This window comes from Streptomyces sp. NPDC085946 (assembly GCF_044540485.1).
Classification (GTDB): domain Bacteria; phylum Actinomycetota; class Actinomycetes; order Streptomycetales; family Streptomycetaceae; genus Streptomyces.
This window is the reverse complement of record NZ_JBITSF010000011.1, coordinates 13,317-37,154: the sequence shown is the minus strand read 5'-3', so window position 1 is coordinate 37,154 and position 23,838 is coordinate 13,317. Positions and strand designations below refer to the sequence as shown.

Annotated in this window: 22 protein-coding genes and 2 pseudogenes; 9 read left to right on the top strand and 15 right to left on the bottom strand. The window is 75.2% G+C overall.

Annotation, left to right across the window (positions count from 1 at the left end; all coding sequences use genetic code 11):
- Positions 1-152: 152 nt before the first annotated feature.
- Positions 153-515 (bottom strand): annotated as a pseudogene (locus ACIF8T_RS22350) (sialidase); the annotation flags it as partial.
- 220 nt (positions 516-735) lie between these two features.
- Here ACIF8T_RS22350 and ACIF8T_RS22345 point away from each other — a divergent pair.
- Positions 736-1,605 (top strand): CAP domain-containing protein, encoded by an 870-nt coding sequence (locus ACIF8T_RS22345; RefSeq protein WP_400037651.1) that lies wholly within the window; start codon positions 736-738, stop codon positions 1,603-1,605.
- A 6-nt stretch (positions 1,606-1,611) separates the two neighbouring features.
- Here the strand turns inward: ACIF8T_RS22345 and ACIF8T_RS22340 are convergent, their stop codons facing one another.
- From ACIF8T_RS22340 to ACIF8T_RS22330, 3 genes are read right to left on the bottom strand one after another with little or no spacing between them, the layout of a single operon-like run.
- Complete coding sequence (locus ACIF8T_RS22340) at positions 1,612-2,919, bottom strand: sensor histidine kinase (RefSeq protein WP_400037649.1); 1,308 nt, start codon at positions 2,917-2,919, stop codon at positions 1,612-1,614.
- Positions 2,916-3,605: a response regulator transcription factor gene (locus tag ACIF8T_RS22335; RefSeq protein WP_400037648.1), complete on the bottom strand. Its 690-nt coding sequence runs from the start codon at positions 3,603-3,605 to the stop codon at positions 2,916-2,918. Before ACIF8T_RS22335 ends, ACIF8T_RS22340 begins: the two co-directional genes overlap by 4 nt.
- 53 nt (positions 3,606-3,658) lie before the next feature.
- Positions 3,659-3,997: a hypothetical protein gene (locus ACIF8T_RS22330; protein ID WP_400037646.1), complete on the bottom strand. Its 339-nt coding sequence runs from the start codon at positions 3,995-3,997 to the stop codon at positions 3,659-3,661.
- Here ACIF8T_RS22330 and ACIF8T_RS22325 point away from each other — a divergent pair.
- Both ACIF8T_RS22325 and ACIF8T_RS22320 read left to right on the top strand, forming a co-directional pair.
- On the top strand, positions 3,990-4,211 hold the full coding sequence (locus ACIF8T_RS22325) for a hypothetical protein (RefSeq protein ID WP_400037644.1): 222 nt from the start codon (positions 3,990-3,992) through the stop codon (positions 4,209-4,211). The genes ACIF8T_RS22330 and ACIF8T_RS22325 overlap by 8 nt on opposite strands.
- A gap of 426 nt (positions 4,212-4,637) precedes the next feature.
- Positions 4,638-5,032 (top strand): annotated as a pseudogene (locus ACIF8T_RS22320) (AfsR/SARP family transcriptional regulator); the annotation flags it as partial.
- Between the two features lie 4 nt (positions 5,033-5,036).
- Here ACIF8T_RS22320 and ACIF8T_RS22315 read toward each other — a convergent pair.
- Positions 5,037-5,651 (bottom strand): helix-turn-helix domain-containing protein, encoded by a 615-nt coding sequence (locus ACIF8T_RS22315; RefSeq protein WP_400037642.1) that lies wholly within the window; start codon positions 5,649-5,651, stop codon positions 5,037-5,039.
- A gap of 102 nt (positions 5,652-5,753) precedes the next feature.
- Here ACIF8T_RS22315 and ACIF8T_RS22310 point away from each other — a divergent pair, with 102 nt between their 5' ends.
- Positions 5,754-7,151, top strand: coding sequence for a DHA2 family efflux MFS transporter permease subunit (locus tag ACIF8T_RS22310; protein WP_400037640.1), 1,398 nt, complete (start codon positions 5,754-5,756; stop codon positions 7,149-7,151).
- Between the two features lie 146 nt (positions 7,152-7,297).
- The gene (locus tag ACIF8T_RS22305; RefSeq protein ID WP_400037993.1) at positions 7,298-7,657 is read left to right on the top strand and encodes a hypothetical protein; all 360 of its coding nucleotides are present in this window, start codon (positions 7,298-7,300) and stop codon (positions 7,655-7,657) included.
- A 51-nt stretch (positions 7,658-7,708) separates the two neighbouring features.
- Here ACIF8T_RS22305 and ACIF8T_RS22300 read toward each other — a convergent pair whose 3' ends face one another.
- Entirely contained in the window at positions 7,709-8,437 is a 729-nt protein-coding gene (locus ACIF8T_RS22300) for a GAF and ANTAR domain-containing protein (protein ID WP_400037638.1), read from the bottom strand.
- Positions 8,438-8,707: 270 nt separating this feature from the next.
- On the opposite strand from ACIF8T_RS22300, the gene ACIF8T_RS22295 reads away from it, so the two are divergent.
- Complete coding sequence (locus tag ACIF8T_RS22295; RefSeq protein WP_400037636.1) at positions 8,708-8,917, top strand: hypothetical protein; 210 nt, start codon at positions 8,708-8,710, stop codon at positions 8,915-8,917.
- 290 nt (positions 8,918-9,207) lie between these two features.
- On the opposite strand, the gene ACIF8T_RS22290 is transcribed toward ACIF8T_RS22295, so the two are convergent.
- The 5 genes from ACIF8T_RS22290 to ACIF8T_RS22270 all read right to left on the bottom strand — a co-directional run bounded on the left by ACIF8T_RS22290 (position 9,208) and on the right by ACIF8T_RS22270 (position 15,478).
- Positions 9,208-10,632: a cellulose binding domain-containing protein gene (locus ACIF8T_RS22290; protein ID WP_400037634.1), complete on the bottom strand. Its 1,425-nt coding sequence runs from the start codon at positions 10,630-10,632 to the stop codon at positions 9,208-9,210.
- A gap of 85 nt (positions 10,633-10,717) precedes the next feature.
- Positions 10,718-12,277, bottom strand: coding sequence for a beta-N-acetylhexosaminidase (locus ACIF8T_RS22285; protein WP_400037632.1), 1,560 nt, complete (start codon positions 12,275-12,277; stop codon positions 10,718-10,720).
- A 44-nt stretch (positions 12,278-12,321) separates the two neighbouring features.
- Positions 12,322-13,131 carry a carbohydrate ABC transporter permease gene (locus ACIF8T_RS22280; RefSeq protein ID WP_400037991.1) on the bottom strand — a complete coding sequence of 270 codons (810 nt, stop codon included), beginning with the start codon at positions 13,129-13,131 and terminating at the stop codon, positions 12,322-12,324.
- 77 nt (positions 13,132-13,208) lie between these two features.
- Entirely contained in the window at positions 13,209-14,189 is a 981-nt protein-coding gene (locus tag ACIF8T_RS22275) for a carbohydrate ABC transporter permease (RefSeq protein WP_400037630.1), read from the bottom strand.
- A gap of 56 nt (positions 14,190-14,245) precedes the next feature.
- On the bottom strand, positions 14,246-15,478 hold the full coding sequence (locus ACIF8T_RS22270; RefSeq protein ID WP_400037989.1) for an extracellular solute-binding protein: 1,233 nt from the start codon (positions 15,476-15,478) through the stop codon (positions 14,246-14,248).
- A 315-nt stretch (positions 15,479-15,793) separates the two neighbouring features.
- Here ACIF8T_RS22270 and ACIF8T_RS22265 point away from each other — a divergent pair, with 315 nt between their 5' ends.
- Positions 15,794-16,639: a GntR family transcriptional regulator gene (locus ACIF8T_RS22265; protein ID WP_400037628.1), complete on the top strand. Its 846-nt coding sequence runs from the start codon at positions 15,794-15,796 to the stop codon at positions 16,637-16,639.
- Positions 16,640-17,026: 387 nt separating this feature from the next.
- Complete coding sequence (nhaA, locus tag ACIF8T_RS22260; RefSeq protein ID WP_400037626.1) at positions 17,027-18,325, top strand: Na+/H+ antiporter NhaA; 1,299 nt, start codon at positions 17,027-17,029, stop codon at positions 18,323-18,325.
- Between the two features lie 84 nt (positions 18,326-18,409).
- On the opposite strand, the gene ACIF8T_RS22255 is transcribed toward nhaA, so the two are convergent.
- Entirely contained in the window at positions 18,410-18,739 is a 330-nt protein-coding gene (locus ACIF8T_RS22255) for a deoxyxylulose-5-phosphate synthase (protein WP_400037624.1), read from the bottom strand.
- A gap of 213 nt (positions 18,740-18,952) precedes the next feature.
- On the opposite strand from ACIF8T_RS22255, the gene ACIF8T_RS22250 reads away from it, so the two are divergent.
- Entirely contained in the window at positions 18,953-19,507 is a 555-nt protein-coding gene (locus ACIF8T_RS22250) for an ATP-binding protein (protein ID WP_400037622.1), read from the top strand.
- Between the two features lie 77 nt (positions 19,508-19,584).
- Here ACIF8T_RS22250 and ACIF8T_RS22245 read toward each other — a convergent pair whose 3' ends face one another.
- From ACIF8T_RS22245 to ACIF8T_RS22235, 3 genes are all read right to left on the bottom strand, one after another.
- Entirely contained in the window at positions 19,585-20,166 is a 582-nt protein-coding gene (locus ACIF8T_RS22245; RefSeq protein ID WP_400037620.1) for a hypothetical protein, read from the bottom strand.
- 442 nt (positions 20,167-20,608) lie between these two features.
- Complete coding sequence (locus ACIF8T_RS22240; protein WP_400037618.1) at positions 20,609-23,305, bottom strand: GNAT family N-acetyltransferase; 2,697 nt, start codon at positions 23,303-23,305, stop codon at positions 20,609-20,611.
- 201 nt (positions 23,306-23,506) lie between these two features.
- Positions 23,507-23,815, bottom strand: coding sequence for a UBP-type zinc finger domain-containing protein (locus tag ACIF8T_RS22235; RefSeq protein WP_400037616.1), 309 nt, complete (start codon positions 23,813-23,815; stop codon positions 23,507-23,509).
- Positions 23,816-23,838: the final 23 nt, after the last annotated feature.

The window sequence follows — 23,838 nt, the reverse complement described above, 5'->3', positions numbered from 1 at the left end:
CGTCGCCGCCCCCGCGTGCGGCGGTGCTCGCCGCCTCGCGGAACCCCGTTGCGGGGCCGCCGCTCGGCGGTCCTGAACGGGCGGGCGGCGGCCCCGGCCGGGGAAGTCCCGGCCGGGGCCGCCGGTCCCGGCGCCACGTCGCCGTCCCTCGGCCGGGACGGCGCGGCCTGGGCGACGGCCCACCGGTCGGTGCCGTCGACCGGGTCGACGGCCAGGTTCCCGGCCGAACGCCGGAAGGTCCGGGTGGCGCTGCCGTTGAACCGGCCCGCGTCCACGGTGATGTCACCGTTGATCCGGACGTCGTCGGGGCCGGGGCCGAGCCCGCAGACCGAGGCTCAGAAGCCCGGTTGGGCGTCGATGTCGTGACAGGTGCCCGGCTTCAGCGGGAACCGGTGGCGGCCGCTGCCGAACCGGCTCTCCTCCTGCTGCGCGAAGACCTGGTCGGACTTCTGCCGCGGGTTCGGCGTGGACGGGCCGACGACGACGTTCGGGCCGAGGTCGCCGCCGCCCCGGAGGCCGGAGCCTCCGCCGAGGGGGAGCGGGAACGCGGTCGGCTCACGCTGACTCGCTTAGGGCAGTCTGCCGTTTTCCTTAAGGCTTCTTGAAGCCGGCCTGCGCAGGGGCGGTTTCCGCCAGGGCCGGGCCTAGGCTCACCGCACCCCCACACAGCCCCGGTGGGTGCGGTCGTGCCCGCCGGGGCTCCTCTGCCGACCGACCTACCGAGGTGTCCTGTCCATGGGTTCTCGCCGAGCCGCCCGCCCGTCCCGCTCCCGCTCGCACGCCCGGCCCGGCGGCGGGCCGCGGAGGCGCACCACCGCACTGGGACTCGGAGCGGCGGCGCTCGCCGCGGGGGTCGGGGTCGCGCTGACCGGCCTCCCGGGGGACGACGGCGACGCCTCGGACCGGGTCGCCGCGCGTTCCGCCGCCGAGGCGCCGGCCCCCGGCGGGACTTCGGCACCCGTCTCGCCGTCCGTCAGCGCGAGCGTCACGGCCTCCCCGTCCGCCGACGCCTCCCCGTCCCCCCGGAAGAAGCCGGGGAAGCCCGCCCGGTCCGCCTCCGCGACGCCGACGGCCGAGCCGGTGACGAAGGCTCCCACGGAGACCGTGAAGGCTTCGGCCGAGGCGGGCGGCGGCCGGTCCGCCGGCGGGGACAGCGCCGCGCGGTCCGGCTCGGGCGGGACGAGCACGCCGGGGAACACGAGCGGGTCAGACGACTCCGGCAACGGCCCCGAGGCCCAGGTGCTCGCCCTCGTCAACCAGGAGCGGGCCGAGGCCGGTTGCTCGCCGGTCACCGCGAACGACCGGCTGACCCGCGCCGCCGACGACTACAGCGACGTGATGGCCGCGAGCGGGGTGATGTCCCACACGGGCCCCGACGGCTCCACGATGGCCGGCCGGGTCGAGGCCGCCGGATACCGGTGGGCCACGCTGGGCGAGAACATAGCCCGCGGGCAGGCCGACGCCGCGTCGGTGATGGAGTCCTGGATGAACAGCCCCGGCCACCGCGCGAACATACTCAACTGCGCGTTCCAGGAACTCGGCGTCGGCGTCCACTTCGGCGACAACGGGCCCTGGTGGACCCAGAACTTCGGCACGAGCCGCTGAACCGGATCACCGCCCCGCCCCCAGGGCGAACGACACCCGCACCCGCGCCCCGCCCGTCGGCGCACGGCCGATGGTCAGTTCGCCGTCCGCCGCCCGGGCCGCACGCGCCACGATGTCCAGACCGAGACCCGTGGAGCCGCCGACGCTGACCCCCCGGGTCAGCGCGGCGTCCGGGTCCGCGACACCCGGGCCCGCGTCGTCGACGGTGAGCAGCACCTGCCCCTCCGTCCGCTCCACCCGGACGGTGAAGGCGGTGCCGTGCGGGGTGTGCCGGAAGACGTTGCCGATCAGGGCGTCGACGACGGCCGCGAGGTCGTCCTCGGTGAAGCGGACGGGCGTGGGCCGCGGGGTGAAGTACCGCTCGCACGGGCGGTCCTGCTGGGCGGCGAGGACGGACCAGAAGTCCAGGCGCATCGCGACCACCTCGGCCACGTCGCACGGCTTGGCCGGCTCGGACCCCGCGCCGCCCGGCGGGGAGGCGGCCAGCGGCGCGCGGGCGGCCGTGATGATCGCGTCGAGCTCGCTCTCCAGCTGCGCCGCCGCGTCGGCCACCCTGCGCGCGCTCGGCGTGGCGCCCATCCGGTCCGCCTCCAGGTAGAGGGCGGTCAGCGGGGTGCGCAGCCGGTGGGAGAGGTCGGCGACCAGCTCCCGTTCGACGGCGAGCAGGTCGACGACCCGGTCGGCCATGGTGTTGAACGCCGCCCCCGCCTCCCGCAGTTCGGGCGGGCCGTCCGGCTCCACCCGTACGCCGAGGTCCCCGGAGCCGAGCGCGAGCGAGGCGCGCTTCAGACTGCGGGAGGACCGTACGACGCGGGCCCCCAGCCGGTCGGCGACCAGCACCGAACCGCCGACCAGGCCCAGCGCCAGGAGCGCCATCACACCCCAGGACGCGGCCACCCCCCGGTTCAGCTCGGCGGCGGGCACATAGGCCTCCACGACCGCCACCTGGTCGCCGCGCAGCACGACGGGCTGCAGGTAGATCCAGCCGTCCGGGGTGTCCAGCGCGAGGGTCTCCCGGCCCCGCACGGCCCGTTCCAGCGCACCGCGCGGGGCGTGCGGGGTGCCGACGAAGGTGCCGTCGGGCAGCCGCACGGCGAGCCGGTCGGGCGAGCCGATCTCGGTGACGGCCTGCTGCACGTGGGAGCGGCGGGTGGTGAGGGCCAGGACCGGTGACAGCGCCGAGGCCCGCTGTCCGGCGACGGTGGTGACCCGGTCGCGGGCCTGCTCACGGACCAGGAGGGCGAGCGGGACGAGGAACGACAGCGCCACCATCGAGGTGACGGCGAGCGCGATGCCGGCGAGCGCCCGTCTCACGGCGAACCGACCAGCTTGATGCCGATGCCGCGCACGGTGTGGAGATAGCGCGGCTGCCGTGCCTTCTCGCCCATCTTCCTGCGGAGCGCGGAGAGGTGGACGTCCACCGTCTGCTCCTCCAGATACGGCTGCCGCCACACCTCGGTGAGGATGCGCTGCCGGGATATCACCTGGTCGGCGTGGGCGGCCAGATAGGCGAGCAGGTCGAACTCGCGTCGGGTCAGCGGCAGTTCGCGGCCCGCGAGCCGGGCGGTGCGCGCCGCGGGGTCGATGTGCAGGTCGGCGACCCGGAGGTCGGACCCCCCGGCGGCGCGGACGTCGGCGGGTGCGGAGCGGCGCAGCACGGCGGCCAGCCGGGCCGCCAACTGGCCGCCCGAGAACGGCTTGACCAGGTAGTCGTCGGCCCCCGCGTTGAGCAGCCGGATGATCTCGGTCTCGTCGTCCCGGGCGGTGGCGACCAGCACCGGCACGCGCGAGATCCCCCGGATCATGCGCAGCACGTCGAGCCCGTCGAGGTCGGGCAGACCGAGGTCGAGCACCACGATGTCCGGCGGGTGCCGGGTGACCTCGCGCAACCCCTCGAACCCCTGGTGGGCGGTCCGCACCGCGTGGCCGTGTCCGCTGAGGACCTCGATCAGCGCGGCCCGGATCACAGCGTCGTCCTCGACGACAAGTACGGAGGCCATGGTCGGGAACGTTAGCCGGTCCGTCACCATGGTGTCGTGCCCCGCCTCCTGCGCTACCTGCTCATCTGGCTGTCCTGCACGGCAGCCAGCGTCACGGCCGTCATCCTGACGATCCACTTCGTCGTGGGCTCGACCCGGCCCACCGCACCCGTCGCGCAGTCGGTCCCGCAGGACCTCCCGCCGTCGCCGCGGCCCACGCCGTCGGCGAGCCCGGAGCCGGTCCCCAGCCCGGCACCGAGCAGGAAGCCGCCCGGCCCGGTCCCGTCCCGGACGGCAGAGCCGCCCCGCACGACGCGTCCCGCACCGGCGGCGACCGTCCGCCCTTCCCCGCGGCCGACGAGGACGGGCGGCGGCGAGGCGGGCTGCGGGGAGGACGCGTCCGGCGTGTACACGGTTCCGTCCCAGGGCGGCAAGGCGACCGTGCGCTTCGGCGGCGGCAGGGTGTGCCTGGTGTCGGCGGTGCCGAACCAGGGCTTCACCGCCAGCACCCGGCAGACCGCGCCGCAGAGCCTGACGGTGACGTTCTCGGGCGGCCGCCACCGTTCCGAGATCACCGCCACGGCCGGCCCGCAGAACCGGGCGAGCGTGCGCGAGACCTCGTTCTGAGGCGCCGCACTCCTCACGGGTGCGTGGTGTCCTCCGGCGAGCCGGCGTCGACGAGCAGGCCGGCACCGCCGCGCCGGACCCGCGCGCTTGTACCCCCGGGGCAAGCGCTGAGGGTCCTGTCCCCCGCTGACGGAGGGCAGTAGCACGCCGGTCGGGGCGCCGCCGCCGGAGTACCCGATGCCGGCGCCCGGGTTCCGCGCGCGGCCGCCGCGGTCGCGGAAGAGGACGCGGCCGGGGCCCCGGACCGCGCCCGCCCGGGGACGCGGGCGGACGTCCTCGGGGCGCCCGGGGTGCCGCCGCGCACGCGGCCCCGCGTGCCGTCGGGTCCCACGTGCCGTCGGGCCCCGCGTGCCGTCGGGCCGGCGTGCACCGGACACCCGGCCGGGGCGGGGGACCGGCGGCCGGTGCCTTGGCCGATCTCCTGGGGTGACCACCGACTTGACCCTGCCGCCGCGTGTCGCCCACCGCGGACAGGAGGTCACCGCGCCTCGCCTCCGCGCTCCCCTCGCCCTGCTCGCGGAGGACCCGCGCACCGGCTGCGGCACCGGGCGGCTGGTGGCGGAGCTGTGGCCGGACCGGCTGCCGGAGCGGCCGGGCAAGGCGCTGCAGGCCCCCGTGTCCCGGGCACGGGCGCGGGCGCGGCTCGGCGCCGAGTCATCGGCGGCACGCCGACCGGATACCGGCTCACCCTCGCCGAGGGACAGGTCGACGGCTCCGCCCTGCTGCCGCACGCCGCCGCGAGCGCGGCCCGGGCCGGGGCGGGCGACCACGCGGGGTCGCCGGCGGCGGCCGAGGCCGGGCTCGCGCTGTGGGAGGGCACCCCCCTCAGCGCGGTTTCAGGGTGGTTTCAGCGTTCTCTGGAACCGGTGCCGCGTCCGGGCCCGTGCGGACGACGGCCTGGTCGCCGTGCGGACCGAACAAGTGCAGGATCTCCACGGCGTCGGGACCGGCGGGCCCGAACCAGTGGGGCTCGGAGGTGTCGAACTCGGCCACCTCGCCCGGCCGGAGGGTGACCTCGCGGTCGCCCAGGACGAGCCGGAGTTCGCCGGCGAGCACGTACAGCCACTCGTAGCCGGAGTGGCTGACGAGCCGCGGCTCGCGGTGCGCGAGGACCTGCTTGAACACCTGGACCCGGCCCGGGTACTGGGTCAGCGGGACGAGGACGCTGCCGGGCCCGCGGCTGCGGGGCTTGAGGTGCACGCGGGGATCGCCGGTGGCCGGCGCCGCCACGAGCTGGTCCAGTGCGACGCGGTGTGCCCGGGCGAGGGGGATGAGCAGGTCGAGCGTCGGGCGCCGCCGCCCCGACTCCAGACGCGACAGCGTGCTCACCGAGATCCCGGTGTCGTCCGCGAGGGCCTCCAGGGTGAGCCCGCGGTCGCGGCGCAGTGCGCGCAGCCGTGGCCCGATGCCGTCCAGAATCCCGGCGAGTTCCGCGTCCATGGGGGCCATTTTGCAGCCTTCGCAAAAACCCTCGGTGGGCCGGGTCTCCCGAACCGAGCATGAGCGGGCAGCCGATCCCGGCCCGACCGAAGGGGAACGCCTGTGACCACCACCTCCCTGACCGCCCCACCCCCCGCACTCGACGCCCGCCGGCGCTGGACCGTGCTCGCCGTCTGCGCGCTGAGCATGTTCCTGGTGGGCGTGGACACCACCATCGTCACCGTGGGCCTGCCCGAGATCGGCCGCGGCCTGGACGCCGGCACCCGCGGCCTCGCATGGGTCGTCGACTCCTACACCGTGGTCCTGGCCAGCCTCCTGATCGTGTCCGGCGCGCTCGCCGACCGCCTGGGACGACGCCGGGTCCTGCGGGGCGGGCTGGTGCTCTTCGGCGTCGCCTCCCTGGCCTGCTCCCTGGCCCCCTCGCTCGGCGCGCTCGTCGCGGCGCGGGCGGTCCAGGGGATCGGCGCCTCGATGCTGAGCCCCGTCGCCCTGGCCATCGTGGTGAACGCCATGCCCGACCGCCGGGAGCGGGCCCGGGCGATCGGTGTCTGGGCGTCGGTCTTCGGGCTCAGCATGGCGGCCGGCCCGGTCACCGGCGGGGCGCTCATCGCGGCGTTCGGCTGGCGGTCGGTCTTCTGGATCAACGCGCCGGTCGTCGTCGCCGCGCTCGTCCTGGTCGCCGTGTTCGTGCCCGAGTCCCGCGGGGAACGCGCCCGGCGACCGGACCTGCCCGGCCAGGCACTCCTCACGGCGGCGCTGTTCCTGTTCGTCGGCGTCCTCATCGAAGGACCCCGCATCGGCTGGGCCTCGCCCACGGCACTCACCGGCTACGTCCTGATCGCCGCCGTCACCGCCGCGTTCGTCCGCGTCGAACTGCGCCGGACCGAACCCCTGATGGACCTCCGGCTCTTCCGGCGACCGGCCTTCGGCACGGCGGTGCTGGGCGCGGTGGCGGTCTTCGTCGCCCTGAACGTGAGCCTGCTGCTCACCACGCTCTACCTCCAGCACGGCCGCGGCTGGACCCCGCTGGCCGCGGGCGCGGCGACCCTGCCCATGGCGCTCGGAGCCGCCGTGTGCGCGCCCTGGTCCGGCGTCCTGGTGGGACGCCTGGGACCGCGCCGTCCGCTGCTGCTGGCCGGCGGGTTCATCGCCGCGGGCGGCCTGAGCCTGGTGGACCTCGGCCCGGACACCGGCGTGCCGCTGCTCCTGTGCGCCTACCTGTTCATCGGCATCGGCTTCGGCTTCGCCAACGCCCCGCTCACCGACACCGCGGTCGGCGGGCTGCCGCCGACCCGGGCCGGAGTCGCCGGCGCCGTCACCTCCACGGCCCGCCAGGTCGGCTCGGCGGTGGGCATCGCCGTCACCGGAGCCCTGGTCACCGACGTCGGCCCCGCCGGCCTCGCCGGGGCGTCCCACGCGGGATGGCTGCTCGTGACGGCCTGCGGCCTGTTCCTGCTCGCCGCGGCGCGCACCGCCCGCCCGGCGACCGCGGGGGCGTGAGGCGATCACGCCGGCGCAGGCCCGCCCCGCACGGGTGCCCCGCCGCAGGCGCCGAGCCACCGGAAACCCGGTGGCCGCGGCCCCCGGCCCCCGGTACGCTCCAGGCCCCGGCCGGCCGTGACCACGGCTGCCCCGTCCCGAGAGTGATCCCCGTGACCAGCCAGCGCGCGACGACGACCCTGTGGCGTCCCACCGGCCCCAAGGAGCTGGAACTGGTGCGGGAGCTGGACTGGCGGGCCTGGCCGCCGCGCCTCCCCGAGCAGCCGATCTTCTACCCGGTCCTCGACGAGGACTACGCCGTCAGGATCGCCCGGGACTGGAACGTCAAGCACGACGGCGCCGGTTTCGTCACCCGGTTCGAGGTCGAGTCCGAGTTCCTGCGCAGGTATCCGGTCCGGCAGGCGGGCGGGCGGACCCTTCTCGAGCTGTGGGTGCCCGCGGAGGAGCTCGACGAGTTCAACCGTCACCTCGTCGGCAGGATCCGGCTGGTCCACACGTTCCGCTGAGCCGTCCCCGGCGGTCCGTGGCGCTCCCGCCGGCCGGCCCGAGCCGGACGGTCAGGGGCGGGGGCCCAGCTCCGGAGCGGTGGGGGACTCGCCGGTCAGGTTGGTGATCAATTCGGTGCAGAGATCACGGATCTTGATGTTGCGGTGCTGCGAGGCGGAGCGCAGGATCCGGAAGGCCTCGTCCGCGGTGCACCGGCGCTGACCCATGATCACGCCCATGGCCTGGTCGATGACGCTGCGGGAGCGCATCGCGGTCTGCATCTGCTCGGCGAGGTCCCGCGCGTCCATGATGCGTTGGGCCAGGGCGATGCCGCCGGCGGCCTGCGCCGCGAGCGAACGCAGTCCGGTGACGTCGGTGTCCTTGAAGGCATCGGGCTCGGCGGCGTAGAAGTTCAGGGCACCGGCGGTGTCGGGGCCGACGGCGATCGGCAGGGAGAGGGAGGAGCGGATGCCGCTGGCGGCGGCGTAGGCGGGATAGTCGCCGAAGCGTTCCTCGCTCAGCATGTCGCCGACGACGATCTCCTCGCCGTTGCGCAGGGACCGCAGGCAGGGGCCGTCGTCCTGGTCGTACTGCTTCTCGTCCAGCTTCGGGGCCGGCGGTCCCGCGCTGGCCACGGTCAGGGGCCGCCGGTTCCGCTCCAGCGTCACGCCGGTGCCCTCGACACCGGTCAGGTCGCGGGCGGTCTCCGCCAGCGTCTGCAGGAACTCCTCCAGCGACTCCACCTCGAGCAGCCACTGGGTGATCTGTACGCCGCCGTCGGTCGCGCGGTCGGTGCCCACAGCGTTCTCCTCCCTCGGCCCTCCGGCCTCGTGGCCCACCGCCGGAGCGACGGCGCTCCGCTCCGGTGACGAGCACCGCTTCCGCGGCGCTCGTCACCGGAGGGCCCCTGCGCCGCCGGCCCGTCACAGACCTCCGACTGCCCACCGTACGCCGCCGCACTCCGGCGAGCGGAGCGTCGGGACGGGGCGTGACCGTGTCGGGCGGGGGAAGCCGGGCACCCGGACCGAGAGCAGGAGGCGACCGGCGTGGTCGAGCGGAGGAGGGCACCGGTGGGACAGCAGACAGCACAGGACGGTCGGGGCACGGGAACGTGCAAGGCGTGCGGCAGCAGGCCGGCCGACCCGGCCGGCGGCGCCGCGCGGCTGTGCGCGCACTGCGCCGCCGTACTCGTCCTCCCGGACGCCTCCGGACTGGTCGAGGACGAGGGCGCCGTGGTCCGCCGCATGTTCGAGAACCGCGACCGGCGTGCGGAGCGGTGACGACCGCACCGCGGGCACGCCGGTGCCCGTGACGTCGTGCCGGTGCCCCGGCGCGGACCGGCGGGCGGCGCGGCGGGGTCGGTCCTCCCGTCGTGCGGGGAACTCCCGCCACGCCGCGCCGCGGACGTCGGCCGCCTCGGCCAGGGCCTCTGGGAGGCGTCCGGCCCCGGCCGGGACGCGGGCCCGGCGGTGGCGCAGGCCGCCGCTCCCGTGCACGGGGTGAGGGACCGGGCGCCGTCCGGTACGGCGCCCCACCCGGTCCGGCCCGGGCCGGACCGGCCGTCGGGGCCTCAGGGAGCGGGGACCTCGTCCACGAAGGCCGTGCCGGCGCCGCGGTAGGCGGCGACCTTCGCGTTCACCTGGGCCGGGGTGAGGACCTGGTCCTTGACGTGCAGGACGTAGTCGACCCGCTGGTCGTAGGCGCGCGGGGCGGTCGAGGTCTGGCCGTTCAGGTCGATCAGCCACTGGTTGAAGTTGATCGACATCGGCCGTTCGGGCAGGTACCGGGCGTCGTGGGTGCCGAAGAGCTGCCCGTCGACGTAGTAGGTGATGGCGTTGCCGTCGATGGTCACGACGAGGTCGTGCCAGCCGGCGAAGCTCGTCCGGCTCTCGCTGTGCTGGTTGACGGCCTGCCAGGGGTCGGGGTTGTAGGTCTCCCAGGAGGTCGTGTACAGGATGTTGGCCGGCTCGCCCCAGCCGCCGTTGGGCAGGTACTCGAAGTCGTACTCGGCGTAGTCGTCGGCCATCGGCGCCTTGAGGTCGTTGATGGTGAAGAAGGTCTGGACGATGTGGTCGCCGTCGGGGCCGGACTTCGGGGCGTCCGAGAACTTGACGCGGGCCGCGTAGGTGCCGTTCTTGAACTTCATGTCCCGGGTGAGGACTTCGGTGTGCCGGGTGGACTCGCCCGTGCCCGCGGTGGAGGTCTCCAGGTTCATCACCCTGCTGCCGCCCTCGGTGGTGAAGGTGACCTTGGACGGGTCCCAGGTGGCACCGGGCACGCCGGGACCGCCGGAGTTGGAGCGGACGTTCCAGCCGTGCGCGGAGAGCGCGGGGTCGGTGTGGGACGTGTAGGTGAAGTCGTCGAACAGGGTCTGGCCGCCGCCGGGCGGGTCGGTGGGGTCGGTCGGGTCCGTGGGGTCGTCGTCGGCGGGCGCGGTGCCCCACACGGTGCTCCCGGCGAGCCGGGCGGTGACCTTGTTCCAGTCCGCGTACGAGGTCTGGGCGGCGCCGAAGGAGTAGTCGTCGCTCTGCCGCAGCGTCTGCCAGTCCGACCGGTGGAAGCGCAGCTGCATGTCCCCGGTGTCGGCGCCCGGCGCCAGCGTCCCGGCCGACGGGGTGAAGCCGATCTCCAGGTAGCGGTCGGCCGTGGCGGTGGGGCTGCTCAGCGTGCCGAAGGTGCCGGTGACGGCGGAACACCCCTTCACCGCCCAGGAGCAGGCGAAGCGGTAGGCGGCGCCCGGCGCGTCGGCCTTGAAGTAGTAGCGGATCTTCACCTGGCTCAGCTGCACGGGGGCGGAGCCGGTGTTGCGGACCTTGAACCAGGGCTCGCTCTGGTCGGCGGTCGCGCCGCCCGCGCTGGTCCGGTACTGCACCACCAGGCCGCCGTCGGCGGCGGAGGCGGTGACGGCGGGAAGGGCGGCCAGGGCCGCGCTGCCCAGCAGGGCCGACAGGGCCAGGGCCGAGCGGGCACGGAGGCCGGTCGGACGAGTGCTCATCCGCGTGGGTCCTTTCCGGGGGGAGGGGAGGGCTCCCGCTTGCTGCGGGAGAGTCGTGGTGGTGCCGGCGGGGCGGGACGCGACGTCACACCGCCGTGTGCGCCGGCGGACGGGGCGGTACGGCGTGCGGGACGCGCAGCGCGTCCAGGCGGAGCAGGTGTCCCGCCAGGCGCGCGCGGAAGTCCGGCCAGTCGGGCGTCGGATGCCACACCCGCTCGGCGAGCGCGCACAGACGGGGGAAGGACAGGTACTCGATGTGCTCGGGGGTGGTGACGAACTCCGTCCACACCTGGCCCTGCGCGCCGAGGATCCGTGCCTCCAGCCGCGGATCGGGGGCCTCGGGGGTGAGCTCCAGTCCGTACACGGTGGGCAGGTCGACGACCGGGCCCGGCTGGGCGGGGGGCTCCAGCGGGCCGGGGCCGCGCGCGTGGTCGAGGTAGGTGGTGCGGTGGTCGGCGTGGACGACGTCGTGGCCGCGGCGGGCGGCGGCCCAGGCGTGCGCCGGTTCCCGCCAGCTCATCACCGCGCAGTCCACCGGCAGCGTGATGCCGGTCTCGGCCCAGGCCACCGGACGGCGGCCCGCCCGCAGCACGTGGTCGGCGATCCGGGCCAGGAACCAGCCGTGCAGTGCGCGGGGGCCGCGCAGCCCCTCGCGGGCGGCGCGGGCGAGCGCGGCCGGGCTGTTCTCCCATTCCACCGTGGGGCACTCGTCGCCGCCGATGTGGAGGTACGGGGACGGGAAGACGTCCATCACCTCGTCCAGGACGGTGCGGAAGAAGTCCAGGACGTGGTCGCCGACGCCGAGCACGTTCTCGCACACGCCCCACCGCGTCCACACGTCCAGCCGCCGCCCGGGATCGTTGCCGAGTTCCGGGTGGGCGGCCAGGGCGGCGCGGACGTGTCCGGGCATGTCGATCTCCGGCAGTACGGTCACGCCGCGCTCGGCCGCGTACGCCACGAGGCCGGCCAGCTCGGCGCGGGTGTAGGAACCGCCGTGCGGCCGGCCGTCGAACCGGTCGCTTCCGGCGGGCCCGGTCATCGACTCGCGGCGCCACCCGCCGACCTCGGTCAGCCGGGGGTGGGCGGCCACCGGCATCCGCCAGCCCTGGTCGTCGGTGAGGTGCAGCTGGAGCACGTTGAGCTTGTGGAAGGCCAGCAGGTCGACGTAGCGGCGCAGGTAGGAGGCCGGCTGGAAGTGGCGGGCGACGTCCAGCATGGCGCCGCGCCAGGTGTGGTGCGGCCGGTCGGTGATGTCCACCGCGGGCAGCTCCCAGTGGGGGAGGGGCCGGGGCCGGTCGGACAGGGCCTGGTGGGGGAGGAGCTGGCGCAGCGTCTGGATGCCGCGCAGCAGCCCCGCCGGGCGGGCCGCGCGCAGCAGCACGCCGTGCGCGCCGACGGTCAGCCCGTACCCCTCCGCCCCGAGGCCGAGGGCGGCGTCCAGGGCGAGGACGACGGTGCCGTCGTCGGCGTGCTCCAGGCGCAGCCCGGTGGCCGGGGCGAGGTACGACCGCAGCAGGGCGGCGGCCCGTTCGGTGCCGGGGGTGACCCGCAGCCGGGTGGTGCTGTCGAGACGGAAGCGGCCGGGGCGCGGGCGCAGTTCGCGGGGCCGGGGGACGAGGGCGAGGCCGGGGTGCGGCAGGTCCACAGGTGGTCTCCGGGGTCGGCGGGACACGGGTCGGCGGAGGCGGTTCAGCCCTTGACCCCTCCGGACGCGAGGCCCGAGGTCACGTGGCGCTGCAGGGCGAGGAAGACGATCAGCGCGGGCAGGGCGAAGAGGGTGGAGGCGGCCATGGTGGCGCCCCAGTCCGTGCCGAACGTGGACTGGAAGGAGGACAGCCAGACCGGCAGGGTGCGGCTGTCCTGCTGCTTGATGATCAGGAAGTTGGCGTAGGTGAACTCGTTCCAGGCGGTGATGAACCCGAACAGGGAGGTGGCCATGAGGCCGGGCGCCAGCAGGGGCAGGGCGACCCTGCGGAAGGCGGCCTGCCTGCTGCAGCCGTCGACCTGCGCCGCCTCCTCCAGCTCGGGCGGGATGCCGGCGATGAAGCCCCGCAGGACCACCACGGTGAACGGCAGGGTGATCATGAAGTAGACCAGGGTCAGCGTCGGCAGCCGGTCGAGCATGCCGGTGTCCCGGGAGATGATGTAGACCGGGATGACCAGCGACTCCCAGGGCGCCATCTGCGCGATGAACACGGCGAGCATGAACTGCCGCCGGCCGCGCCAGCGCAGCCGGGCCACGGCGTAGGCCGCGCCGAGGGCGACGACGAGCGCGAGCAGGACGGCGCCGAGGGTGACCAGGACGCTGTTGCGCCAGAACAGGGCGAAGCCGTCGGCGCCCACCGCGCGCCGGAAGTGGTCCAGCGTCCAGTGCTCCGGCAGCAGCCGCGGGTCGTCGGACTGGATGTCGCGCGACGGCTTGAACGCGGTCGCCGCCATCCAGCACACGGGGAACAGGCAGATCACCACGGTCAGGGCGGCGGCCGCGTGCAGCGGCAGCCGGCGTGCCGCGCGGCGCGGCGCCGTCGTGCGGGGGCGGGCGGCCGGGGCCGTTCCGGCGGGGGAGGGTGCGGCGGTCACGGACGTTCGCCTTCCTGACGGAACAACTGGCGGAAGTACACGACCAGGACGCCGCTCATGAGCAGCACGGTGACCATGGAGGCGGCCGATCCCAGGTCGTAGCGCTGGTGGGCGAGGGCCGTCTGCACGGCGTACACCGGCAGGACGGTGGTGGCGTCCCCCGGCCCGCCCCGGGTCATGACCCAGATCTGCACGAACGTCCTGAAGGTCCAGATGACCTCCAGCGACAGCACGAGCATGAAGACCGGGCGGATCAGGGGGAAGGTCACCGAGCGGAAGACGCGCGCCGCGCCGGCGCCGTCCATCCGGGCCGACTCGTACAGCTCGCCGGGGATCGTGGTGAGGGCCGAGTACAGGGTGATCGCCGCGAAGGGCACGGACTGCCAGACGACGAGCGTCACGATGATGGCGAACGCGGCGCCGCCGTGCGCGAACCACGGGTAGCCCTCGAACGAGGTGAGGCCCAGGCCGGTGAGCAGCTCGTTGACGATGCCGAACTCCGAGTGGAACATCCACTGGAAGACCGTGGTGGCGGCCACCACGGGAACCGCCCAGACCAGCACCAGGGAGCTGAGGACCACGGTCCTGCCGGTCCTGCCGAGCCGTTCGACCATGAGGGCGACCAGGGTGGACAGGACCATGATGACGACCACGTCGACCGTCATGAACAGGAACGTGCGGCGCACCACCGCCCAGAACCGGGGGTCGGACAGCAGGGTCCGGTAGTTGCGCAGTCCGACGAACTCCGCGTCCCCCAGGATGAGCTGGCGCAGCCCGAAGTCCTGGAAGGACATCACCACGGCCCGGGCCAGCGGATAAAGGAGCAGGTACAGCATGCCCAGCACCGCGGGCGCGACCAGGAGGTACGGCCAGGGGGAGCCCCGGCGGGCGGCGCGGGTCCGCACCGGTCGCCCGGCGGGCCGCGCCGGACGGCGGCCGGCCGCGCGGGGCACGCCTCGCTCACGGACGGTCGGCACGGTCCCTCCTCTGCCGGGCTGTCGGGTGTCGTCCCGCTCGGCGGCCACGTCCACGGTCAGGAGGCGCCGTCGAGGGCGCTGGTGATGGCGCGCGACGCCTTGGCCGCCTCCGTCCTCGCGTCCCGTCCGGTGAGCACGGCCGTCATGTACTCCTTGATCGGGTTCTTCGCCTCGACGGCCGCCCACCGGGGGGTGTTGGGTGTGGCGTGGCCGTTCGCGGCGCCGACCGCCATCGCCGCGGCACCGGGGTCGGAGGCGACGGCACCGGCGAGCGTGGTCTTGTTCGGTACGTAGCTCATGGCCAGCGCGAGCTTCTTCTGCCAGGCGTCGCCGGTGAGTTCCTCGATGAAGGTGAACGCCTCCTCCTGGTGCGCGGCGACGGCCGGGACGACGAGGTCGGAGCCACCGGTGAAGACGGCGCCCGGGGTCCCCGCGCTCTTGCCCGGGATGGGGAAGTAGCCCAGCTTTCCCTTGAGTCCGGGGTTGTGCTGCACGACGGCGTTGGCGTTGCCCGGGGTGGCGATGATCTGGGCGACCTGTCCCCCGGCCATCACCTCGGCCTGCGGCGGACGGGCCTCGTCGGAGTCCTCGGGGCCCTTGCCGAGGGCTTGCAGCCGCTCGTAGAAGGCCATGGCCCGCAGGGCGGCGGGGCTGTCGAGCGTCCCCTTCCACCCGCCGCCGGACTCGACGGCGAGGTCGCCGCCCTCGTCCCAGACGAACCCGGCGAGGACGTACCAGTTCTGGCCCGGCAGGTAGATGCCCTGCGTACCGCCCCGGTCGAGCGTGCGGGTCGCGGCGATCCACCGGTCGCGCGTCGTGATGCGGTCGGCGTCCACCCCGGCCTTCTCGAAGAGGTCCTTGCGGTAGACGACGACCCGGTTGGCCGCGTAGAACGGGATGCCGTACTGCCTGCCGTCGTACGCGCCCGGCTCGGCGAGGCCCTTCAGCCAGCTCTCGCCCCCCAGTTCGGCGACCTTGCCGGTGAAGTCGGTCAGGCCGCCGCTCTGCGCGTACCGGGCGACCTGGGTGTTGCCGACCTCGATGACGTCCGGGGCGTCGTTGCTGGCCAGCGCCGCGGTGACCTTCTCGCCGATGCCCTCCCACTCCTGGATCTGGATCTTCACGTCGATGTCCGGACGGGCCTTCTCGAAGCCGGTCTCGAACTCCTTCTGGAAGGCGGCGGAGACGCTGTCGCGCATCAGCCACACGTCGAGCGCGGTCCTGCCGCCCGCGGCGTCCTGCGACCCGCCACCGGAGGAGCAGGCGGTCAGTCCGATGGTCATGAACATGGCAGTGAGGAGGGCGAGGGAGGAGGACTTCACGGTTCACCTCGGGATACCTGGGGACGGGCGGCGCACGACACCCTCGGTTGACCAGTTGGCCTCCGGGGCTTTACCAGTGGACGTCGGACGAAGGTGGCATAGACCAATCCAGACGTCAACCCTCCCCGTACACAACGGAGTTCACGGGACGGGGCACCTGGAAACAACGCTGCAGTACGGCTGGATCAGTCCGCGGGCGGCGGACTAGACTCTGCCGACCAGCAGACCAGTTGCGGTCAGCGTCATACCAGTTGCCCAGCCGACGACGAACGAGAGCCCCGCATGGAGATCGATGCCGCCGCCTCCGGCGCGGTGCTCAAGCGCGAGCGGGTCCGGGACGCGATCCTCCAGCTCATCGAGGAGCGGCAACCGGGCGACGCCATCCCCTCCGAACGCACCCTGTGCGGGCGGCTCGGCGTCTCGCGGCCCACGCTGCGCGCCGCGGTGGACGAACTCGTCGCCGCGGGACTGCTGGTGCGCGAGCACGGCCGGGGCATGTTCGTGGCCGCCGAGAAGATCACCCAGGAACTCGTCTCCGACCGCCACGCCTTCAGCCTGCCGCAGGCCGGCGGCGTCTGGACCAGCAGACTGCTGGAGTTCCGCACCCTGCCGGCCGGCGCCCGCGTCGGACGCAAACTGCGCATCTCACCGGCGGCGGACATCCGGTACGTGGCCCGGCTCCGGCTGGTCGACGGCGCGCCGATGGCCATCGAGCACCTGCACGTACCGGCGTCCCTGGTCCCCGACCTCACCAGCGAGGAACTGGAACAGGGCGACCTGTACGAGCATCTCCACGACCGCCACGGCGTCCAGGTCGGCGAGGCCGTGCAGTCGATCGAGCCCACCGTCGTCACCCGGGCCGAGGCCGACCTCCTCGACGTGCCGGAACTGTCCCCCGCCCTGCTCTTCGAACGCCTCACCTCCGACACCCGCGACCGCCCGGTGGAGTACGTGCACTCGCTCTACCGGGGCGACCGCTACCGCATCGTGTCCCGGCTCTCCCTCGGCCCCCGCACCCGTCCGCCGGCGCAGCGCGAAGGCCACCACCCGGGCATCCCCCCGGGAGACCTGGCACACGGCGATCCGGTGACGTTCTCCGCGCGAGGGGTGGTGCAGGAAGGCATGTGACCACGGCCCGGCCCGGCCGCGTGAGATCCGGCAGGACAGCGGGGCCAGGGGGTCGGCCCCCCGTCCCCCTGTTCCCCCGGGCCGTCGCCTGCTTCCCGGGTTCCCGCCCGATCCGGGCCGCCCTCCTGCGCACCGTCCGGTGGTACGCCGCCGTCGCCCGTCTCCGACGGCGGCAGACCGTGCCGGAACGATGCCGACGCGCCGCCTGCGGCAAGGGGCGGAGGAGACGGACCGCCTGGCGGCCCCTCCGGCCGGTGGATAGGCTGAAAGGAACGCGTCGGTGACCTGCCCCGATCCGGTGGTGTCCGACGCGGGGTGTGCCGGGAAGTCTGGTCGGCGTCCGAGGGGCCGTACGTCCCGAAGCCGACGCCCCGGAGGTCGCCTCTGATGGCTGCCGCGCCCCGTACCCGTCCCGCCTTCCTCGGCATCCTGCCGCTGCCCGAGCGCAACGCCGTGGTCCGGGCGCTGCGGACGGAGACGGCGGGCGGACTGGTGCTCCTCGCGGCCACCGTGGTCGCGCTGGTGTGGGCGAACACGCCGTGGAGCGGCGCCTACGAACGGATACGGGACTTCCGCTTCGGCCTGCCCGCCCTCGGCCTCGACCTGTCCGTGGGGCACTGGACCTCGGACGGCCTGCTCACGGTCTTCTTCCTCGTCGCGGGCGTCGAGCTGAAACGCGAACTCGTCCTCGGCGCACTGCGCACCCCCGCCACGGCGGTCCTGCCGGTCATCGCCGCCCTCTGCGGCATGATCGTGCCCGTCGCCCTGTACGCCGCCACGGTCACGGCCGGCGGTGGCAGCCTCCGGGGCTGGGCGGTCCCCATGGCCACCGACATCGCCTTCGCCCTCGCGGTCCTGGCGGTCCTCGGCACCCACCTGCCCTCCGCGCTGCGCGCCTTCCTGCTCACCCTCGCCGTCGTCGACGACCTGGGCGCGATCCTCGTCGTCGCCCTCTTCTTCACGGGCGGCCTGAACCCCGCCGCCCTCGGCGGAGCCGCCGCCTGCCTGGTCCTCCTCCACCTGCTGCAGCGCTTCCGGGTGCGCGGCTGGTGGTGGTACGTCCCGCTCGGCCTCGTCGCCTGGGCACTGACGTACCACGGCGGCGTCCACGCCACCGTCGCCGGTGTCGCCTTCGGCCTGATCCTGCGCACCACCCGCGACGAGGGCGAATCCGCCTCTCCCGCGGAACGCGCCTCCCACCTGCTCCACCCCCTCTCCGCGGGTGTCGCGGTGCCGCTCTTCGCCCTCTTCGCCGCGGGGGTCGGCATCTCGGCCGCGGCCCTGGAGGCGGTCTTCACCCGGCCCGAGCCACTCGGGGTCGTGCTGGGTCTGGTCGTCGGCAAGACCCTGGGCATCTTCGCCGGCACCTACCTCGCCGTCCGCTTCACCCGGGCCCGGCTCAACCCCGAACTGGCCTGGGCGGACGTCCTCGCGCTCGCGGTCCTGGCCGGCATCGGGTTCACCGTCGCCCTGCTGATCGGCGAGCTCGCGTTCCCCGACCCCGCCGCCGCCGAACACGTCAAGGCCGCCGTCCTGACCGGCTCGCTGACCGCCGCCCTCCTGGCCGCCCTCCTCGTCAGACGCCGCAACGGGGTCTACCGGCGCCTGTACGAGGAGGAGACCCGCGACGAGGACCGCGACGGCGTCCCCGACGCCTACCAGCGGACCGGCGCCGCCGAGAGCTGACCGCCGGCGCGCGGCACGCGCCGGCCCCCGTTCCGGAGGGCAGGCGGACGTCGGGGCGGGCGGAGGGTCCGGGACGTCAGGCCCTCATGGCACATCGCGCCGCACCAGGGCCCTGGCGACGGGCTCGCCGCTGCGCCGCGCGTACGTCATCCGCTCGCGCACGTCGCGCAGCGTCCGGGGCCGGTACCCGGGCCCGCCGCAGCAGCTCTTGTGGAAGCCCACGCCCGCGTTCAGCAGCACGGTGAGCGTCCGCCATGCGGCGACGTCCCGCCGCCGGGGCGCCGCGAAGGCCGACCCCGCGTGCACCATCGGCTCCGCACAGCGCGGGCAGATCCGCTGCCTCGCCCGGTCGTAGGGCTGCTTGTACGAGACCCGGCAGGGCAGGCAGACGTACGAGGTCTTCGCGTGGGACATGGGCTCAGAGTAGGGATCGCTCCCGGAGCCGACCAGCGGTTTTCCCGGGAGCGGTCGGCGAACCGGCGGCCCGCGCAAGGGAGACGGCGGGCGGAACGCCTCCCGCTCGGTCGTCGCGGGACCGCATTGTACGAGTGATGCATCCAAAACGCTCGCGGCGGCGAAGTACTGGTGAGGACGCAGAGTCCACGCCCGACGCCCGAGGGGGCGGCCATGACCACCACTGCTCCGTTCGAACACCGCCCGTCCCGCAGCATCGCCCTGCCCCGCAGCCGGCACGCGCCCGCCGTGGCCCGCAGGGTCGCGTTCCGCTGGTTCGCCGCCGGCCGGGGCACGGCGGACCGGGCCTCGGACGCGGTGCTGGTCGTCTCCGAACTGGTCACCAACACCCTGCGCCACACCAGCGGCCCGTGCCTGCTCACCCTGACCGACGACGGCGCCGTGGTGGACGTCGCCGTCACCGACACCAGCGCGGAGCCGCCCCACCTGGAGGACCCGGACCGCGCCGGTGAGCACGGCGGCTTCGGCATGGCCATGCTCGCCGAGCTGGGTGCCCGGGTGACCGTCGAGCCCGTGCCGCACGGCAAGACGGTGCACGCCGTACTCGACCTCGGGCCCGACGCGGCGCCCGCCCGTGCGGTCACGTCCCTCCACCACCGGAACCCGGTCACCGGTGCCCGACGCCCGGCTCCCGTCCCGTCCCGCCGCACCAGGCCTGCGCCGGGGACGGGACCAGCTTCTCCGGGCGGGCACGCGCCTCCTCCGTGACGGTCTCCGCCCCACGTCCGAGGAGCGCCGAGGGGAGGGAGGGCCGAGCGGGCGACGGCCACGCGCCGGTGGCCCGCTCAGCCGGCCGTCCGCCCCCACCGGGACCCGGCCTCCCGCCATTCCGCGTCCCAGGCGCGGCCGCGGCACCGGTCGAGGACGACGCGCGCCGCCCGGAACGCGGCGGCGGCCACGCCGGTGACGGCGATGGCGGAGGCGGTTCCCATGAACGCGGCCTCCAGCTCGGCCTGGGCCGGTGTCTGCGGCTCGGGCGTGATCCGGTCCTGCCGGTCCGTCCACACGACCACCCGATCGCCGGCTCTCCGGTCCCCGTCCACCAGCGCCTTCCCCGTGTGCCGCGTGCCGTCCGCCGCCGTCCAGCGCACGGTGGCGAACACGCGGTCGCCCACCGTCGCACCGACGGCGCTGTCGCGCGGTGCGTCGCGGACGAGGGCGGCGGTGACCGGATGCCGCTGCGCGCGGCGCTCGGCGAGCGCGTCGACCGTGGCGTCGGCGCTCAGCACACCCGCCAGCGGCCCTCCCACCGCGACGACGAGCCAGACGAGCACCAGGATCCAGGCCTCCACCACGTCCACACGGCGGCGCAGCGGACTGCGGCGCCACCGCCACAGCGACCGCCGCGCGGCCCGGTTCGCGTGCATCGTGCTCACCTCCGGCTGCCCCTCCAGCCTAGGTCCGGCGCACCCCGCGGGCACGGCCGCCGGGGCCCTGCCCGGCGGCCGCCGTCCGCGAGGGCGGCGTCGGTGACGAGACCTCCGGCGAGCGGTCGCGCAGGCGCGGGCGGCGAGGGAGCCGGCACGAGCGGGGCGATCGGGTCCGGTCCCGCCGGGTGCGGCGGGTCCCGGCCCGCACCGGACCGGGCACGTTCCCGGAACGGGCCGGCAGCGACGTGCCGGGGCCGCGGCGGATCGACCGGGACCAGCGCCGCACCGACGGCGGACGCGGAACCGGCGCGGGCGGAACCGGCGCGGGCGGGACCGGCCTCGACGATCGTCCGCGCGCCCCCGGAGACCAGCAGACCGCCAGGCCCGTGCGCACCCGCCCGGCCGCGGTGCCCGCCGGGCCGCCCGCATCCGCGCCGGCTCACCTCAGCCGGCGCAGGTAGGGATCGTGGGCCCGGCGGGGCAGCAGCCGGATGCGGGCGTCGAGTGCGGTGACGCGGTCGGGCCGGGCGAGGACCGGGTCGAGGCCGGCCTCCGCGAGCTGCGGCAGGTCGTTCGCCATCCGGGACAGCCGCAGCAGCAGCTGTTCCACACCTCCCAGGTCGACGGGCCCGGTGCCGTCACCGCCCAGGAGGAGGGGCGCGCAGCGCGGTGCGGTGATCAGGTCGCGCACGTCCCGGTCGGTGAGCGGGGCGAGCCGTGCGGCGTGGTCGGCGAGCACCTCGGCGGCCGTGCCGCCCAGCCCGAAAAGCACCAGCGGCCCGAACACCTCGTCCTGCGTCACCCCCGCGAACAGCTCGGTCCCGCGGGGCGCGAGCGGCTGGACCACCACCCCGGTCATAAGGTGGCCGAACCGCGCCTCGAAGTCCCGGAAGGCGGCGCGGACCTGGGCGTCGCCGCGCAGGTCCGGGTGGACGGCGTGCCGGGCCGCCCCGTGCAGCAGACCCGGCCAGTACGCCTTCAGCACGACCCGGCCGTCCGGGCCCCGCAGCCGCTCGGCGGCCAGTACGGCCTCGTCCTCCGTCTCCGCCCACGCCCACGGCGACCGGGCGATGCCGTAGCAGTCGAGGAGTTCGGCGCACGTGCGCGGGTCGAGCCGGCCGCCCTCGGGCCGGTCCCCGAGGAAGCGGGCGACGACCGCGCGGGCACGGGCGGTGTCGACGTCGTCGAGAGACGGGACGGCGCCGGGCGGCCGGGCGAGCCAGCGGGTGCGTTCCGCGGCGTGGGCCAGCGAGCGGGCGGCCGCCTGCGGGTCGGCGTACGCGGGGACACGGCCGGTGCCCGAGGGCAGCAGCCGTACCGGCACCTCCTGGTCGAGGAGGACCGCGGCGACCGTTCGGCAGCGGCGGCCCGGGGCGTCGGTGAGGGCCCTGACCAGGACGTCGCCGGTGGCCGCGGCGACCGCGGTGGGCACCAGCGCGACCACCACCGCGTCGACGCCGTCGTACGCGGCGAGGCGGTCCAGGCAGGCGCGCAGCTGCTCCTCGGAGACCGCCGCCGTCGTGTCCACGGGGTTGGCGGTGCCGGCGCCCGCGGGCAGCACGGCCAGCAGGTCCTCGACGAGGGAGGGCGGGAGCGCGGGCAGGCTCAGGCCCGCCTCCGCGCAGGCGTCCGCGGCGAGCACGCCGGCGCCGCCCGCGTTGGTGACCACGGCGACCCGGCTGCCCGTGGGCAGCGGCTGGGAGTGCATCAGGGCCGCCGTCTCCAGGAGTTCGGGAACGGTGCGTGCCGCGGTGATCCCGGCCTGGGCGAACAGCGCGCGCCGGGTCATGGTCGTGGGGGCGGCGGCCGCGGTGTGCGAGGCGGCGGCCCGCCGGCCCGCAGCCGTGCGGCCGGCGTCGACAGTCAGGATCGGCATGCGCCGGGTGACCCGGCGCGCCGTCCGCGAGAAGGCACGCGGGTTGCCGAACGACCCCAGGTGCAGCAGCGCCAGGTCGGTGCGTCCGTCGGACTCCCACCACTGCAGCAGGTCGTTGCCGCTGACGTCGTACTTGTCGCCGAGCGACACGAAGCTGGACACGCCGATGCCCAGGCGGGTCAGCCCGCCGAGCAGGGCGATGCCGACCCCGCCGGACTGGACCGCGACCCCGGCGGTGCCCGGGGCGGGGCGGTCGGCGGCGAAGGTGGCGTCGAGACGCACCCCGTCCTCGGTGTTCGCCAGGCCCAGGCAGTCGGGACCGACCAGCCGCATGTCGTGCTCGCGGCAAGCGGTCAGCAGTGCCCCGGCCTGTCCGGCGTCGAGGCCCGAGGAGACCACCAGCACAGCGCGTACGCCGGACCGCCCGCACTCCCGGGCGACCCGGGGGACGTCCCGGGCGGGCACGGCGATCACCGCGAGGTCGGGGACGCGCGGCAGCGCGCCGACGGACGGGCAGGCGCGCACGCCGAGGATCGAGGAGGCGTCCGGGTGGACCGCGAACAGGCGGCCCGTGAACCCGCGGGTGATCAGGTTGCGCAGCACGGCCCGGCCCACCGACCCCGGCCCGCGTCCCGCGCCGACGACCGCCACGGTCCTCGGCCGCAGCAACGGGGCCAGACTCGCCACGTCGGCGGTGCGGCCCCGCCCCTCGACACTCACGCGGTAGGCCTCGCTGTCGTCCAGCGGGACGAGGAGGTGGACCTCGGATCCGTCGCGGAGCCGCTCCGCGCGCAGCCCGAGGTCGGTGAGGACCTTCAGGACTTCGTGGTTGTCGGCCAGCACGTCGGCGGTGAACGTCCGGATGCCGCGCGCCCGGGCGGCGGAGACCAGGTGCTCCAGCAGCAGGGTGCCCACTCCGCGGTGGTGCCGGCCGTCGCCGACAGCGAGCGCGATCTCGGCGCTGTCGGCGGCCTTCCCGCCGTCGACCTGGTACTCGGCGATGCCGATGACCTGGCCGCCGTGCTCGGCGAGGAGCGCGAGGTACCCGGAGTCCGCCGGCCGGGCGACCCGGGCGGCGGCCTGTTCGGCGGAGCGCCGGCTGACGGCGAAGAACCGCAGGCGCAGGTTCGCCTCCGACATCCCCGTGTACAGCCGGAGCACGGCTTCCCGGTCGTCCGGTCCCGCGGGCCGCACGCACACGGTGGTGCCGTCGGTGAGGAGGGCGTGCACCCGTTCGCCGGATGCCGGGGCGGTGGTCATGGCGTGCCTCTCGTCGACGGGGCTGCACGGTCAGCCTCGCGCGGGAGGGCCCCGGGTCCGATGGGCCGGTCGGGCACGGACAGGGCCGGAGGTCCCGGACCCACCGGCCCCGGTGATCACGGAGCGGCACTCGCGCAGACCGGCACTGCTCCGGCCGCCTCACCGCGGTCACTCCACCGCGGTCGCTCCACCGCGGTCACCTCACCGCGGATCCAGGTACACCTCGTCGGCGTAGCACCACGCCCACCGCTCGCCCGGCTCGGCGGAACGGGCCACCGGGTGCCCGCTGGCCTCGTGGTGCCCGGTGGCGTGGGCGCCGGGCGAGCTGTCGCAGCAGCCCAGATGGCCGCAGGTCAGGCAGAGCCGCAGGCCGACCCACGTCCACCCGCGGAGCGCGCACTCCCGGCAGACCCCGTTCGTCGCCGCCGGGGGACCGTCGGGCAGGTCGAGATGCCCGCACCCGCGCCCCTCCGGCCGGCCGCCGTCCGGGCGCACCGTCCATCCGGCCACGGTGTGACCTCCCCTCGGCGTCG